The following is a 15,613-nucleotide window of genomic DNA, read 5'->3' on the forward strand; positions in this document are numbered from 1 at the left end:
GCTCGAGGGTGCGTTATCTACCAATTCGAACATAAGCCCCGTCTCCTGAACCGCACTTGCGGCCCTGTCAGAAATTTCCTTTGAACCAGCCTTTAAATCTTGCCAGCGTCGAATGGTCTTCCTTGATATCACGCCGGGCAAGTTCGTTACGGCCTTTATGAGCTGCAACAACTCCCCCGTGGCTTTTCAAGCCTTGCCCATGACGCGTTTCCTGCAAGGCATAGTGCAGCAAGCCAACACCCGTAGCATAAATCGGGTTACGGACGACATCCGCCAAACCTTTTACATTTTGGGGGCAAGCGATACGAACGGGCATATGGAAGATTTCTTCCGCCAATTCGCTAACGCCTTCCATGCGCGAAGTACCGCCGGTAAGCACTATCCCTGCAGCGACCATATCCTCATAGCCACTGCGACGTAATTCATCTCGTATTAGCGTAAACAGTTCTTCGTAACGTGGCTCTACCACTTCAGCAAGCGCCTGACGTGATAAATCACGAGCAGCGCGATCGCCGACACTAGGAACTTTAATCATTTCATCGCTTGCCGCTAAATGAGTAAGCGCACAAGCGTATTTAACTTTGATTTCTTCTGCATGCTGCGTGGGCGTACGCAATGCCATTGCAATATCGTTGGTGACTTGGTCGCCAGCAATAGGAATAACCGCCGTATGACGTATAGCACCTTCGGTAAAGATAGCCATATCGGTAGTGCCGCCGCCGATATCTACCATGCACACGCCCAGCTCACGCTCGTCTTCTGTGAGCACGGCCATGCTTGAGGCAAGCTGCTCTAAAATAATTGCGTCTACTTCTAAGCCACACCGACGCACGCATTTTTCAATATTCTGCACCGCGTTTAACGCCGCGGTGACCAAATGTACCTGAGCTTCTAAACGTACGCCTGACATACCTAGTGGCTCACGAATGCCGCCCTGAGCGTCAATCGAAAATTCTTGAGGTAACACATGAAGGACGCGTTGCCCTTCTGAAATAGCACGAGCACGAGCCGAATCAATAACACGCTCAATATCTGAAGGGGTTACTTCACGCTCTTTAATAGCCACGACGCCATCAGAGTTCATTGAGCTAATATGGCTGCCCGCGACGCCAACATATACCGAGTGAATATCACAGCCAGCCATTAACTCAGCTTCTTCTACTGCCCGCTGAATAGACTGCACGGTGGATTCAATATTGATCACCACTCCACGTTTCATCCCACGCGAAGGATGCGAGCCAATACCGGCAATTTCAATTCCGCCGTCATCGGTAGGTTGACCGACTATCGCGACGACCTTGGACGTTCCAATGTCCAGCCCGACCACCATATTGGATGCGTTGGGTGAGCCTGCCATGAGTCGGTAAATCTCCTTACGTCATGTTTAAAGGTAAATATAAATAGGGAGGCGCTTAATCCAACGTTAAACATTGAAGGCGAACAACCCAAAAATAATCAGTGATGTTTCTCGACTCTTGCTAAGTACAAATAGTCGAATTTAAAAAAACTATTTAACCTGCACCTGGGCCATAGTATAGAAACAATAGTAGCAATACGACTAGTACAAACACACAATAATAGGCTTTGAAAGCAAAATGAAGCCTAATATCGACTTTTCGGCGATGGCAATCACTCACTTTTACACCTTATTTGCACTAAGTAATAGCATTGTTACTCATCTGGCTCCTCAAATTCACTTTCCCCATGCCACGCAACGGCAACGCCATTAGGGTAGCGAAGATCAATATAGCGAATCTTGTCACCAAGAGAATATAGCTCTCGTTGCCATGATGCAGACAACCTGGCTAAGCGGACTTCGTGCTCCCGACGACCCAGCATTACCCAAACACCATCATTTAACTGTAACCGCCAAGCCCCCCTTGGCTCTAAACGCAGTTGCGTAAGATCAAGCGATAGCTGTGTAAAGTGAGGTTTTAGCCGCTGGTAATAACGCAATACTTCTTCACTGCTTCCGTTAGGCCCTGCTAAATCTGGGAGCCCGGACGGTGGAGAAAGCGGCGCAAAGGCAAAAGCCTCGCCCTTGGGATTAACTAAGAAATCATCATTCCAACGTGCAACGGGCTGCTGCTCAACCAGCTCCAACACTAAGGCATTGGGCCATTCACGGGAAATACGCACTTCGTTCAACCAGCCTATATTGAGGGCTCGGTCACGTAGCTCACCAAGGTCTGCCGACAGCCAAGTGGCATTAACCACCAGCGGAGCAAGCTGAGTGCGCAAATAATCAGCGCTCACGTACTCCCATTCGCCGCGAATAGATACCCGCTCAATGGGGCGATCTAGCCACAGCCAAAGCGCCCGCCCGCCCGCTCCCATGAGCAAAGCAAGCAGGATAATCCCCAGCCAAGCATTACGCCTTTTCATAAGGCACTTTTTAATAAGGCATTCTTCATGCTGTTACTACTCGCCTGTGGTGTTGAGTATTTGTAGCACGAGATCATCAAAATCAATCCCAGCGTAAGCGGCCGCCTGAGGAACCAGGCTATGATCGGTCATACCCGGCACTGTATTGACTTCTAGTAGCCAAAAGCGCCCTTCGCCGTCGTGCATAACGTCAACCCGACCCCAGCCCTCGCAGCCAATGGCGGCAAACGCTTTCTGGCAGAGCACTGCAAGCACGGCTTCTTGCTCAACAGACAAACCGCAGGGCAGATGATACTGAGTCGTGCTGGAGATATATTTGGCTTCGTAATCGTAAAATCCACCCGGCACCTCAACGCGAATCGCCGGAAGCACCTGATCACCCAGCAGCGCGACGGTGTACTCATCCCCAACGACAAAACGCTCCGCCATGACGCGCGCATCAAATTGCGCTGCTTCTTGGAAGGCCGCTTCCAGCGCTACCTGACTTTTCACAATGCTGATACCAAGCGTTGAGCCTTCATGCACCGGCTTCACAATCAACGGTAAACCAAGCTTAGCTACCACGGCAGACCAGTCGGAGCTTGCATCCAGCATAATACTTTCAGGCGTTGGCAGACCCACCGCGCGCCATACTTGCTTAGTGCGCTGCTTATCCATACCCAGCGCAGAGGCCAGAACACCGCTGCCGGTATAAGGGATATTGAGCAATTCCAAAGCGCCCTGTAGCGTTCCATCTTCTCCACCGCGACCGTGCAGAGCGACAAATACTACGGAAGGCGCCAGCTGTTCCAAGCCGACTAAACCTTTATCGCAAAGATCATAGCCACATACCGCCACGCCTTTACGCTTCAGCGCACTCAGAATCGCGGCACCGCTTTTGAGCGACACATCACGCTCAGCAGACGTGCCGCCGTAAACCACAACGACGTTTTCAGGGGATTGTGTATTGGTGCTCACAGTTCTACCTCATTCAGCACTAGCTGCGCCTGCGCCAGGCGAAGAGAAATTCCGCCCACATCGCCTGCCCCTTGAGTAATTAAAACATCACCGGGGCGTAGCACGTTGGCGAGCAGCGTTGGCAGCTCATGCTTGTGCTCTACAAATAGCGGATCCACTTCGCCACGCTGGCGAATAGAGCCTGCCAGCGTTCGCCCTTCCGCCCCGGGAATAACGGCCTCACCGGCACTATAAACATCCAGCAGCACCAGCGTATCAACCTGGGAAAGTACCCGCACAAAGTCTTCGTACAAATCACGGGTCCGGCTATAGCGATGGGGCTGATAGAGCATTACCAAGCGGCGCTCGGGCCAGCCTGCGCGAATGGCCTGAATCACCATGTCGACTTCACGCGGATGATGACCGTAGTCATCTACCAGCATGATGTCGCCATCTCCTTTTGGTGCAGGAAAGTGGCCATGTACCTGGAAACGACGCCCTACTCCAGCAAAGCCCGCCAAACCGCTTAAGATAGCGGCATCGCTAACGCCGGCATCGGTGGCCACAACAATCGCCGCCATAGCATTCAATGCATTGTGACGCCCAGGCATCGCTAAACGTACCTTTAGCGGCTCAACGTCTCCCGGACGCAGCGCAGTAAATGTGACTTCACCGCCGCACTGTGAAAAATCTACAATGCGATAGTCGGCATCGCTGTCAAACCCATAGGTCACGAATTGGCGCTTAACTTGCTCGCAGAGACCGCGAATGTGCGGATCGTCAATGCAGAGTACCGCCAATCCATAAAACGGCAGGTTGTGCAGAAACTCGATAAAGGTGCTCTTCAGGCGTTCGAAGTCCCCACCATACGTCGCCATATGATCAGCATCGATATTAGTAACAATGGATACCATCGGCTGAAGATGCAAAAACGAGGCATCCGATTCATCGGCTTCAGCGACCAAGTAATCACCGGCGCCCAAGCGTGCATTTGCACCGGCACTAGTGAGTTTTCCACCAATCACAAACGTCGGATCAAGCCCGCCTTCCGCGAGCAGCGTCGCCGTTAAGCTGGTCGTCGTCGTTTTACCATGGGTACCGGCAACCGCAATGCCGTGTCGAAAACGCATCAGCTCCGCCAGCATTTCTGCCCGGCGCACAACCGGCACGCGGTGCTCGTGGGCCCAGCGAATTTCCGGGTTCGTGTCGTCAATGGCGCTTGATACGACCACCACATCCGCCCCATCAACGTGGGCTTCAGCATGGCCAATCTCGACACAAACACCACATTGACGCAGCCGCTCCACCGCGGAGGAGGCGCTCATGTCACTGCCACTAACGGTGTAACCCTGATTGGCGAGCACCTCTGCGATACCGCACATACCGACACCACCGATGCCCACGAAATGAATACGCCGGATGCGGCGCATTCCCGGAGCCGTTGTACAACCACGCTGGGGCGTCATGGACTTGATTAGATCGGTCACGCGGAGTCTCCTAACGACACCATCGTCAAACACCCTTCCGCTAAGCGCTCTGTTGCGTCTAAATGGGCGGCTTGGCGCGCTTTAGACGCCATCATTGCCAGGGTATTTGGGACGAGCAATTCATTTAAAAAATCGGTTAAACGCTCAACGGTCAGCTCTGACTGAACAACGCACTGTGCAGCACCGGCGTTTACCAACACCTGGGCATTGATACGCTGATGGTCATCAACCGCGAATGGAAAAGGCACCAGCAGTGCGGGCTTGGCTGCCGCGGCCAGCTCAGCGACCGTTAAGGCGCCCGAACGGCATACGACAAGGTCAGCCCAATCATAGGCAGCGGCCATATCATCGATAAACGCACTGACCTTTGCGACAACACCGTGCCGCTGGTAAAGCGCGGCGGTATCTGCGTCACGACCATTGCCTGCCTGATGGCGTACCTGTGGGCGTTGCTCTTCAGGCAGTTGCGCCAAAGCAGGCGCCAGGCGTTCATTAAGTGCAACCGCGCCAAGTGAGCCGCCCACTACTAACAGTCGTAGAGGGCGCGCGGACAGTACAGTCACATCACGCGGCACACTGCCTAGGCTGGCAATATCGTCACGTACCGGATTGCCGATAACGTCGGCTCGCGCGCCAAAGGCTTCCGGAAATGCCGCAAAGGTGCGCTTGGCGAAGCGTGATAAAACGCGGTTGGTGAGCCCCGCCACAGCATTCTGTTCATGAATAATCAGCGGGATGCGCATTAGCCATGCCGCAAGCCCACCGGGGCCGCTGGCAAAGCCGCCCAGCCCTACCACAACCTGGGGTTTAAAATCGCGAATAACTGCACGCGCCTGCAAAACAGCGCGGGTAAGATTCAGCGGCGTCTTGAGCCAGCCCATTAATCCATTGCCGCGTAGTCCGCTTACGGCAATGGTGTGCAATGTAATGCCCGCTTCAGGAACAAGGCGATTTTCAATGCCCCTAGGGCTGCCTAGCCATTCAACGCCTACTTGCTGCGCTTGCAGTGCCCGCGCGAGGGAAAGCGCTGGAAACACGTGGCCACCGGTTCCACCTGCCATAATCAGCACTCTTCGACGTGCATTCGTGGTCACATTAAACTCCTAAAATGCCTAAGATAAACGCGGCTCATGGCGCGGTTTATAAGGCGTGGAGGCACGCCGAGGACGATGGCGTGTTTCGGCATCGACGCGCAGCAGCAGCCCCACCATCATACCGGTCACCAACAGGCTTGAGCCGCCATAGCTTATCAGCGGTAGCGTTAGTCCTTTGGTAGGCAGCAACCCAGAGCTCACCGCGATATTGATAAATGCTTGAGCCGCTATGACAAAGCCAATACCGTAACTGACGTAGGCACCAAACAGATGGCCCGCCAGCTCAGCACGCCGCCCCACCCACATCGCGCGGGCAATAAAAATAGTAAACAGTAAGACAACAATAATGGCGCCAATCATACCGAGCTCTTCAGCGATGACGGCAAAAATAAAGTCGGTGTGTGCCTCAGGCAAATAGTGCAGCTTTTGCACACTATTGCCCAAACCAGTGCCTGTCACATGGCCGCGACCAAACGCAATTAACGCCTGAGTCAACTGATAGCCAGTAGCGAACTGATCCGCCCAGGGGTCGAGAAAACTGGTCCAGCGCGCCAGTCGATAGGGCTCAATGATGACCATCATGACCGCGCCAGAACCGAGCAACCCGCCACTACCAATCAGTAATACCAGCGATGCTCCGCTCATCATTAGCATACCGATCACACAAATAGAGAGCACCACCATGCCGCCAAAATCAGGCGCTAGAAACAGCAGACCAACCGGTGCCGCCAGCACAGCAAGCGGGCGCCACATGCTAAATGCCCGCTGACGGAGATCATAAGTAAAGCGCGACATAAACGCCGCCATGTAGAAAATAAGCCCAATTTTGGCAAACTCAGAGACCTGCAAGCTAGGCAATGGCCCCGGCAACGCAATCCAGCGTTTACTACCATTAATCTCTTGGCCAACGAACAGCACCAGGATCAATAGAAAAATACTGGCCATAAGAATCAATGCAGCGTTTTGGCGCCACACTTCAAGCGGGACACAAAGCATAAAGATACAGGCGACAATAGAGATCACCAAGAAAACGCCATGCTGACGAGAGTAGTGAAAGGTATCATCCAGCAGGCCAATCGACGCTGAGCTGACCATCACCCACCCCAACCCGGCTAAAGCCACGGCTGTGATAATTAGCCAAATATCGCAAGGTAAATCGCGAGTCGTAAGCGCACCGCGCAAACGCTGAAGTCTGCTCATAGCGAAGCCTCGGTCGTACGCTGTGCCTTCTGCTCTACCCAGCGTCGAAATATCTCGCCGCGCTCTTGATAATTGGCAAACTGGTCTAGGCTGGCACAGGCGGGGGATAAGAGCACACAATCTCCGGGTTGAGCAAGTTTAAAGGCAGCCTCCATGGCTTGGGATAAATTGTCTACTTCTTGAGCACTCACATGCTTAATTAAGGCGTCAGCTAAGCGCGGGGCATCTAAGCCGAAGAGCAGCACATGCCGTGCGCATGAGGCAAGCGGCGTCGCTAAAGGCGAAAAATCCGCCCCCTTACCGACTCCGCCAGCCAATAGAATTAAGCGCCCTTCCAGCGAGGCACCAATACCGTTAATGGCCGCCAAGGTAGCCCCCACGTTGGTGCCTTTAGAGTCGTTCACCCAGATAACATCATTAATACGCGCCACCACTTCACTGCGGTGTGCCAAGCCTTTAAATTCACGAAGCGCATTACACATGGGAGCCTCGGCAAAGCCTAGCGCCTGCCCCATGGCCAGCGCGGCAAGTGCGTTTGCGTAATTGTGCTGGCCGGTCATCGGCATCTCATCAGCCGCCAGCCAAGGCCTATTGCCCTGCATTAATGTCAAGGTATCGTGATGAAGCGCCAAACCCCAATCAAAATCGTTGGGCGCTTTCGTTGAGAAGTGAGCAATCTGGGTAACCGGCTGGTCCGGCCACGTTAAAGGCTCATCGGCGTTGACAACGGCATGCCGTGCACCGGTAAAGATTCGCTGCTTTGCCGCGCGATACCCGTGCATATCACCATGACGATCAAGGTGATCTTCCGACAAATTTAAAAAGGCAGCACAGCGGGCGCCCAAATGAGGCGTTGTCTCAAGCTGGAAGCTGGAAAGCTCTAATATGAAAAGCTCGGCATTAGGATGGCTGGCCAACAAATCCAGCGCAGGAGTACCTAAATTGCCGCCAACAGCTGCATCAACACCGGCGGCAGCCGCCATGTCGCCCAATAGAGTGGTAACCGTCGACTTCGCATTAGACCCTGTGATCGCCGCAATAGGCGCATGGGCTGCACGCACAAAGAGCGCAATTTCACCCACCACCATTGGCTCACCGGTGTCAGGGCTTAACTGATCAGCGAGGCTTTCTAGCCCCGCCATACGAGGGTCAAGACCGGGGCTCACTACTACCTCTTTTACATCGCTTAAATCAAGCGCCGTGAGCGAGCCACAGTGAATAGCAACCCCAGGATGGGCAGCGCGAAAGTCATCCAACCCCGGTGGCGCGACGCGCGTGTCGGCCACCATATAGGGCAGATTTAAGCGCGTTAAATGACGGCAAATAGCGCGACCTGAGACCCCTAGCCCTACTACCAGCGTCAAACCTTTAGCTACTCGAACCATCAACGGCTCCTTGTCGCACAATGCCACGCCCAATAGGCGTAGCCGTCATGACCACGTGCATTAACGAATTTTGAGCGTCGCAAGGCCGAGTAACACCAGCACTACGGTAATAATCCAGAAACGTACGATGACGCGAGGTTCGGGCCAGCCTTTCAATTCATAGTGGTGGTGCAACGGCGCCATACGGAAGATACGACGCCCGGTCAGCTTGTAAGACCCCACCTGAAGAATCACTGACACCGTTTCGAGAACAAAAATGCCGCCCATAATAAATAGCACTATTTCTTGGCGAACAATCACCGCCACCACGCCGAGCGCAGCGCCAAGTGCTAGCGCGCCCACATCGCCCATAAAAACTTGTGCTGGATAGGTGTTAAACCACAAGAAACCCAGCCCAGCACCGGCAATCGTGGCGCAAAAAACCGCTAGCTCACCGGTGCCGGCAATAAACGGAATATGCAGGTAGTCGGCAAATACGGTATTACCGCTCGCATAGGCGAAAACCGACAAGCCCATCGCCACCAGCACGGTAGGCATGATAGCCAGGCCATCAAGACCATCAGTCAAGTTCACCGCGTTGGAGCTACCGACAATGACAAAATAGGTGAGAACGATATAGAAAACGCCCAAAGGCAAAGCAACGTCTTTAAATAGCGGCACGAGCAAACTGGTTTCAACCGGCGTAGAGGCGGTGACATAAAGCAGCACCGCGGCTCCTAACCCAACGATAGATTGCCAAAAGTATTTCCAGCGAGCAGGCAGACCCCGCGGGTTTTTCTCAACCACTTTGCGATAATCGTCCACCCAGCCAATGGCGCCAAAACCTAAGGTGACCGCCAAGACAATCCAAATATACAGATTCGTTAAGTCACCCCACAGCAAGGTACTGATCGCAATAGCCAGCAGTATCATTGCTCCGCCCATCGTGGGCGTGCCTGCTTTAGAGAGATGGGACTTAGGTCCATCATCGCGCACTGCTTGACCAATTTGCCCTTCAACCAAACGCCTGATCATCCATGGCCCTAGCCACAGACAAAGCATTAATGACGTGAGGGCACCTAAAATCACCCGCAGGGTTAAATAATTAACAACCTGGAAAGCAGATTGGTACTGCGATAAAAAATTCGCCAAGTGAAGTAACATGAACGGCGTTTACCTTATTTCATCCGAACGCAGCGCTTTAACGACATGTTCCATGCCTGCGCTGCGCGATCCTTTCACCAGCAACGTGGTATCAGGCGGCAAAGTATTAGTGACATGGCGCGTTAGCGCCTCGTGATCGTTAAAATGCAGCCCTCGACCAAAGGCATCGCTGGCGGCACGGGCGGCCTCACCTAGCGTCAACAGTTCATCAATCCCTAGTGCCGCGGCATAGCGGCCAATCTCTGCATGCAGCGCGTCCGACTCACTGCCTAGCTCCCCCATCGCGCCTAGCGCGCACCAGCGTGGCGCAGGAAAACTTGCCAGCGTATCTAGAGCCGCCTTGACCGCGCCAGGATTAGCGTTATATGTATCGTCTAGCACATTAGCACCGCGTAAACCGGGCACAACGGCCAACCTACCTGCTAACGTTTGCAGAGACTGAAGGCGTTCAACAACCTGCTCTGCAGTAACGCCTAGCACTAACGCCGCTGCCGCCGCTGCCAGCGCATTACTTACATTATGCTTACCCAGCAACCGCAGTTGAACGCGGCCTAACGCTTCGCCATTATGCATAAGCGTGAAAGCATAACGTCCTTGAGGATCACAGGAAAGCGCTGAGGCACTAACATCAGCCAAGCTGTGAAAGCCAAAACTCACTAATCGCCGAGGTGCATTGCGCGCGGCCCAAAAGGAAAAATAGCGATCGTCGCGATTCACTATGGCTGTACCATTCTCACTTAGGCCGTCCAGCACTTCGCTTTTCGCCTGAGCGATCTGGCCCATTCCGCCAAACTCACCGACATGAGCACCGGTCACGTTGGTAATAAGCGCAACGTCAGGCTTTGCCATGTGAACCGTCCAGGCAATTTCACCGAGGTGGTTCGCCCCTAGCTCTATCACGGCAGCGGCGTAGCTCGGCGCTAACCTCAATAGCGTAAGCGGCGCACCGATATCATTGTTCAGATTGCCTTGAGTGGCCAAAACATTGCCCAAAGGGGCCAGCAGCGCCGCACACATTTCCTTAACGGACGTTTTACCACTATTGCCAGTCACGGCCACTAAAGCGCCGTGCCATGTTTGGCGATGCGCCCCAGCGAGCAGCCCTAGACCTAAGCGCGTGTCGGGGCATACCAACTGAGGCAAATTGCTGTCGATAGGCACATCGACCAAAGCCGCTGCAGCGCCGAGTTCATAGGCATGCTTGACAAAGTCATGACCATCAAAACTAGGGCCTCTTAGCGCCACAAACAAACATCCAGGCTCAATTTTACGGCTATCGATAACGAGCGAGCTGATCAACAACTCAGCATTGGCGGCAGGCACGGCAATGCTCAGCATTGTGGCGAGCTGACCGAGCGTCCAGCGCATTATAAGGCTCTCCGTGCAGCAAAGGCGCGCAGGATCTCTTGACTGTCCTCATAGGCGTGGCGCACCCCCTGAATATCCTGATACGCCTCGTGCCCTTTTCCAGCGATAAGCACCACGTCCTGAGGACTAGCATCGTGAATAGCGGTCGCCACTGCCTGGCGACGATCCGCTATTTCAATGGGCTTTGCAGCAGCGGAGAAGCCTGCCAATATTTGCTGACGAATGTCCGCAGCTGCCTCATAGCGAGGATTATCGTCGGTAACCACAGCGTTATCTGCGAGCTGTTCGGCGATCTTGGCCATTTCGGCACGCTTTCCCGTATCGCGATCGCCACCACAGCCAAATAGGCACCATAGCTTGCCTGCACTGCCTAAGTGCGATCGCAGCGCTTGCAATGCACTGCGCAGAGCGTCTGGCGTATGAGCATAGTCGACGATCACACTAGGCGTGCCAGTATCGCGGTAAAGCGCCATGCGACCAGGCACGGGAGTAAGCGATGACGCGGCCTCAAAGAGCGCATCAATCGACTCTCCCATCCCATAAAGCACGGCTATTGCCTGCAGCACATTGTCTAAATTAAAACGCCCCATAAGCTTTAACGACAGCATTTTTTCGCCTTCCGGCGTTGCAATCATTGCCTGCTGACCATGCTCAAAGGCCTGCCAATCCATCACTCTGAGCGTGACTGCCTCGTCTTGACCCGTCGCCAAGACACGAACGCCTTTGGCACAGCCTGCCAGCATTAAACGCGCCAACGGATCATCACCGTTCACAACGACTAAGCTAAGCTCTGAGCGACGAAATAGCTTAGCTTTTGAGGCCGCATAGGCTGCCATGCTGCCGTGGTAATCCAGATGATCGCGGGTCAAATTGGTAAACACGCCCACGCTAACGTTGACGGCCTCCAAGCGCCGCTGATCAAGCGCGTGAGAAGAGACTTCTACCGCGACACGACGAACGCCCTGCTGTGCAAGCTCGCCCAGCGCCGCTTGAAGCATCAGCGGACCCGGCGTTGTTAAGCCGCTATCATTAAGCGCACCGGGGCGCCCCATGCCTAACGTACCAATGACACCCGCTTTGATTCCCAGCGCCTCGCTGAGAGCCGCGATGTAATGCGTCACCGAGCTCTTACCATTGGTACCGGTAACGCCGATGACCTCAAGATCAGGCGGCACTTTAAACAATGCGCTGCCAAATTCACCCAGCCGCGCTGACAGATGGGGTAACGCCAACACCCGCCCTTCTAACTGCATATCGTCATGCAGCCCTTGCGCCAAGATAAGCGCAGCGCCAGCCTCAATGGCCAGCTCAATGAAATCGCGACCGTCACGCTGGCTACCCGGCACCGCCACAAAAATGTCACCCGGCTGCAGCTTGCGCGAATCTGTTTCGATCCGCACCTCTGCAGGGAGCGTAGGTAGGTCAACGGGCAGCAGTGACGCTGGCCATACCTGCCTGAGCGCCGTCAACACATCGCCTGGACTCAGCGTCATGCCATCTCCTTAAAAGCTACTCCGCCTCATGATCCGGCGGCACGTCTAACAAGCGTAAAGCATTACCCGTCACACTGGAAAACACGGGTGCCGCAACGGCGCCGCCGTAAAACTGACCCGCTTTGGGATGATCAATCATGACAACGGTAACAATTCGCGGGTCTGAAATAGGTGCAATCCCAGCAAAAACACTGCGATAAGCATCGGTGGTATAGCCCTGCTGGCCTATTTTACGCACCGTGCCCGTTTTCCCCCCTACACGGTAGCCTTCAACGCGTGCTCGTCGCCCACCGGTATAGGCGGCAACCGAGGTTTCAAGAATATTAAGCAGGTCATTGGCAACCGTGGGCGACATCGCTGGTATACCTTGAGGCGGTTCAGATAGGCGCAATAAAGACGGCGGCAAACGTTCGCCGTTGTTTGCAATAGCGGTGAAGGCACTCGCCAACTGGACCGCTGAAACGGATAGGCCGTATCCATAGGAAAGCGTTGCCCGCTCGCTGCGCGACCAGCGCACTGGAGCAGGCAAACTGCCTGTTGACTCGCCGGGAAAACCTGTACCAGGCGCCTGCCCTAATCCTAACTGATTGTACTTTTCCCAAATCGCGGTATCGCTGAGGCGTAGCGCCAAACGAGACATACCCACGTTTGAAGAGTGCTCAAGAATCCCCGCTAGATCTAGCTCACCGTAGTTACGGAAATCGCGAATGGTAAACTGATCCAGCCGCATCCAGCCAGGCGAGGTGTCTACCAGGGCATCACGATCAACGACACCACTTTCCAGCACGGCGGCCATGGCCAATGGCTTCATTACCGAGCCTGGCTCAAACACATCCACCAGCGCCTGATTACGCAGCCCACGAGGATCAAGCCCCGCCCGGTTATTGGGGTTGTAGGAAGGCAGGTTGGCCATCGCCAACACCTCCCCAGTGCGCGCATCCATCATCGCCAGCACGCCGCCATCCGCATCATGCTCAGCGACCGCCGCCCGCAGCTCGCGGTAGGCCATGTATTGGATGCGCTGATCAATTGCTAAAATCAGCTCGCCCCCTGGCTGGGCCTCACTAATCACACCCAGCTCGCGCACCAAGCGGCCGCGGCGATCTTTAATAACGCGGCGCTGCCCCGGGCGCCCAGCTAAGTAGGACTGATAAGAGAGCTCTAACCCCTCCTGACCAATATCATCCACGTTGGTCACCCCCAACAGCTGGGCAGCCACCTCACCGGCAGGATAATAGCGCTTATATTCACGCTGGGGATAAACGCCCGGGGTGCGCAAGTCGAGAATTTGCTGAGCGGCGGCAGGCGTCATTTGACGACGTAAATACATAAATTCACGTTCACTATAACGCGAGACCCGTGATTCAAAATCGTCCAGCGTCATTCCTAGCGCTTGCGCTAACATCACGCGCTGAATAGCGTCTACTGGCAATTCCTGCGGGTTGGCCCATAGCGTTACTACGGGTGTAGAAATTGCCAGCGGCTCGCCATTGCGATCTGTAATCATGCCCCGGTGGGCAGGTATCGCTTCATGACGAAGGGTTCTGGCATCCCCCTGACTCTGCAAAAAGGGACGATCAATCACCTGCAGAAGAGTGATACGGCCAATGAGAATCGTAGACGCTAACGCAACGGCGATAAGTATAAAAAGAAAACGCCCGCCGCCTAAAGGAGGCGCAACGGGCTGCTGACGAGAGGTGCCGCCTCGACGCTCACGCATCATGGTCGAATCACCTCGACATCGTTGACATCAGGAATTCGCATACCCAGGCGATCAGTAGAAATTTGCTCAATGCGCGCAGGTGTTGACCAAGCGCCCTCCTCAAGCAATAGCTGCCCCCATTCAGTTTGCAACTGACTCTCCTCTTGCTCTAGCTGTTGCAACTGAGCAAATTGAACTCGGGTCATATACGTCGTGACGACGACGCCCAACCCAGAGGCCATGCAGAGTAAAAACAACAGGCTGATAATGACGGGCCAAGTGCGCAGGCGCAGCTGAAAGGGCCATTCGGTGCGTAGCGTGGTTGCCCACTGCTCAATCCGATCCATGCTCATAATTACATCCGTTTACGCGCAGCCCGCATCACGGCGCTGCGTGAACGAGGATTAGCATCCACTTCCTGGTCGCTTGGCCGCACGCCTTTGCCCAGCGCTTCAAGGCGTCGATTCAACTGATCGTCGCGGATAGGCACGCCGCGCGGCAGATGAGTATCGCCGCGCACGTGATGACGAATAAAGCGCTTCACACGACGATCTTCCAATGAGTGAAAGCTGATCACAACCAAATGCCCACCGGGTGCCAACGCCTCTAACGCGGCGTCAAGCGCGCTGTCCAACTGTTCAAGCTCACCATTGACAAAAATGCGCAGCCCTTGGAATGCTTTCGTTGCGGGGTGGCGTCCTTTTTCCCAGGCAGGATGAGCAACTTTCAGCACTTCTGCTAAGTCCACCGTATGAGTAAACGGCTTTTCAATGCGTCGGGTCACTACGGCACGCGCTAGGCGTTTGGCATAGCGCTCTTCGCCATAGGTTTTGAACACGTAGGCAATTTCGGTTTCGCTCGCCCGCGCCAGAAACTCAGCAACGCTTTGCCCCTGAGTAGGATCCATGCGCATGTCCAGTGGGCCATCACGCATAAAACTAAACCCGCGCTCAGGATCATCCAGCTGCGGCGATGAAACGCCCACATCTAGCAGTATCCCTGAAAGCTTTCCGAACACGCCCCGCTCACGAGCAAACTCGCTCAGCTGGGCAAACTCACGCTGGGTAATGTGAAAGCGTGAATCGTCTATTTCAGCGGCAGCCGCAATGGCCTGAGGGTCGCGGTCCATCGCCAGCAACCGGCCCTGCTCATCAAGCCGATCTAAGATCACGCGTGAGTGACCACCTCTCCCGAAAGTACCATCTAGATAAACACCTTGGATGTCATTGACCAAGGTATCGACAGCACCCTCCAGTAATACGCTGGTATGGCGAAAGCGGTTAGCAACCTGTTCAGCGTCAGGAGAAGACATGTTTCTCTCACAGAAGATTTGGGAAGGCGTGCATGCACGCCTTGGTATAAAAAAGGGGAGTCGGCCGATAAGCCGGGTTCTGTCGTGGACAGCCATTCCTCTAGGCGC

Annotated in this window: 13 protein-coding genes; all 13 read right to left on the minus strand. The window is 54.5% G+C overall.

Going from position 1 to position 15,613, the window contains the following annotated elements:
* Positions 1–67: 67 nt before the first annotated feature.
* The gene (gene ftsA, locus ACTH5D_RS11170; protein WP_096280661.1) at positions 68–1,357 is read right to left on the minus strand and encodes a cell division protein FtsA; all 1,290 of its coding nucleotides are present in this window, start codon (positions 1,355–1,357) and stop codon (positions 68–70) included.
* Between the two features lie 314 nt (positions 1,358–1,671).
* Positions 1,672–2,385: a cell division protein FtsQ/DivIB gene (locus ACTH5D_RS11175; RefSeq protein ID WP_441671216.1), complete on the minus strand. Its 714-nt coding sequence runs from the start codon at positions 2,383–2,385 to the stop codon at positions 1,672–1,674.
* Positions 2,386–2,421: 36 nt separating this feature from the next.
* Complete coding sequence (locus tag ACTH5D_RS11180) at positions 2,422–3,342, minus strand: D-alanine--D-alanine ligase (RefSeq protein ID WP_441671218.1); 921 nt, start codon at positions 3,340–3,342, stop codon at positions 2,422–2,424.
* Positions 3,339–4,787: a UDP-N-acetylmuramate--L-alanine ligase gene (murC, locus tag ACTH5D_RS11185; protein WP_441671236.1), complete on the minus strand. Its 1,449-nt coding sequence runs from the start codon at positions 4,785–4,787 to the stop codon at positions 3,339–3,341. Before murC ends, ACTH5D_RS11180 begins: the two co-directional genes overlap by 4 nt.
* Before the next feature lie 17 nt (positions 4,788–4,804).
* Complete coding sequence (gene murG, locus ACTH5D_RS11190) at positions 4,805–5,902, minus strand: undecaprenyldiphospho-muramoylpentapeptide beta-N-acetylglucosaminyltransferase (protein WP_441671220.1); 1,098 nt, start codon at positions 5,900–5,902, stop codon at positions 4,805–4,807.
* An 18-nt stretch (positions 5,903–5,920) separates the two neighbouring features.
* A complete protein-coding gene (gene ftsW / locus ACTH5D_RS11195; protein WP_441671222.1) occupies positions 5,921–7,102 on the minus strand; it encodes a putative lipid II flippase FtsW in 1,182 nt (393 codons plus the stop codon).
* A complete protein-coding gene (gene murD / locus ACTH5D_RS11200) occupies positions 7,099–8,487 on the minus strand; it encodes a UDP-N-acetylmuramoyl-L-alanine--D-glutamate ligase (protein ID WP_441671224.1) in 1,389 nt (462 codons plus the stop codon). The genes ftsW and murD overlap by 4 nt, the downstream gene beginning before the upstream one ends.
* A gap of 60 nt (positions 8,488–8,547) precedes the next feature.
* Positions 8,548–9,630: a phospho-N-acetylmuramoyl-pentapeptide-transferase gene (mraY, locus tag ACTH5D_RS11205; protein ID WP_192535909.1), complete on the minus strand. Its 1,083-nt coding sequence runs from the start codon at positions 9,628–9,630 to the stop codon at positions 8,548–8,550.
* A 9-nt stretch (positions 9,631–9,639) separates the two neighbouring features.
* Positions 9,640–10,998, minus strand: a complete 1,359-nt coding sequence (locus tag ACTH5D_RS11210) for a UDP-N-acetylmuramoyl-tripeptide--D-alanyl-D-alanine ligase (RefSeq protein WP_441671226.1) — start codon at positions 10,996–10,998, stop codon at positions 9,640–9,642.
* Entirely contained in the window at positions 10,998–12,491 is a 1,494-nt protein-coding gene (locus tag ACTH5D_RS11215; protein ID WP_441671228.1) for a UDP-N-acetylmuramoyl-L-alanyl-D-glutamate--2,6-diaminopimelate ligase, read from the minus strand. Before ACTH5D_RS11215 ends, ACTH5D_RS11210 begins: the two co-directional genes overlap by 1 nt.
* Positions 12,492–12,507: 16 nt before the next feature.
* Positions 12,508–14,214, minus strand: a complete 1,707-nt coding sequence (locus ACTH5D_RS11220; protein WP_441671230.1) for a peptidoglycan D,D-transpeptidase FtsI family protein — start codon at positions 14,212–14,214, stop codon at positions 12,508–12,510.
* Entirely contained in the window at positions 14,211–14,546 is a 336-nt protein-coding gene (gene ftsL / locus ACTH5D_RS11225; protein WP_441671232.1) for a cell division protein FtsL, read from the minus strand. Before ftsL ends, ACTH5D_RS11220 begins: the two co-directional genes overlap by 4 nt.
* 2 nt (positions 14,547–14,548) lie before the next feature.
* The gene (rsmH, locus tag ACTH5D_RS11230; protein WP_441671234.1) at positions 14,549–15,505 is read right to left on the minus strand and encodes a 16S rRNA (cytosine(1402)-N(4))-methyltransferase RsmH; all 957 of its coding nucleotides are present in this window, start codon (positions 15,503–15,505) and stop codon (positions 14,549–14,551) included.
* Positions 15,506–15,613: the final 108 nt, after the last annotated feature.

This window comes from Halomonas sp. (assembly GCF_052095695.1).
Classification (GTDB): domain Bacteria; phylum Pseudomonadota; class Gammaproteobacteria; order Pseudomonadales; family Halomonadaceae; genus Vreelandella.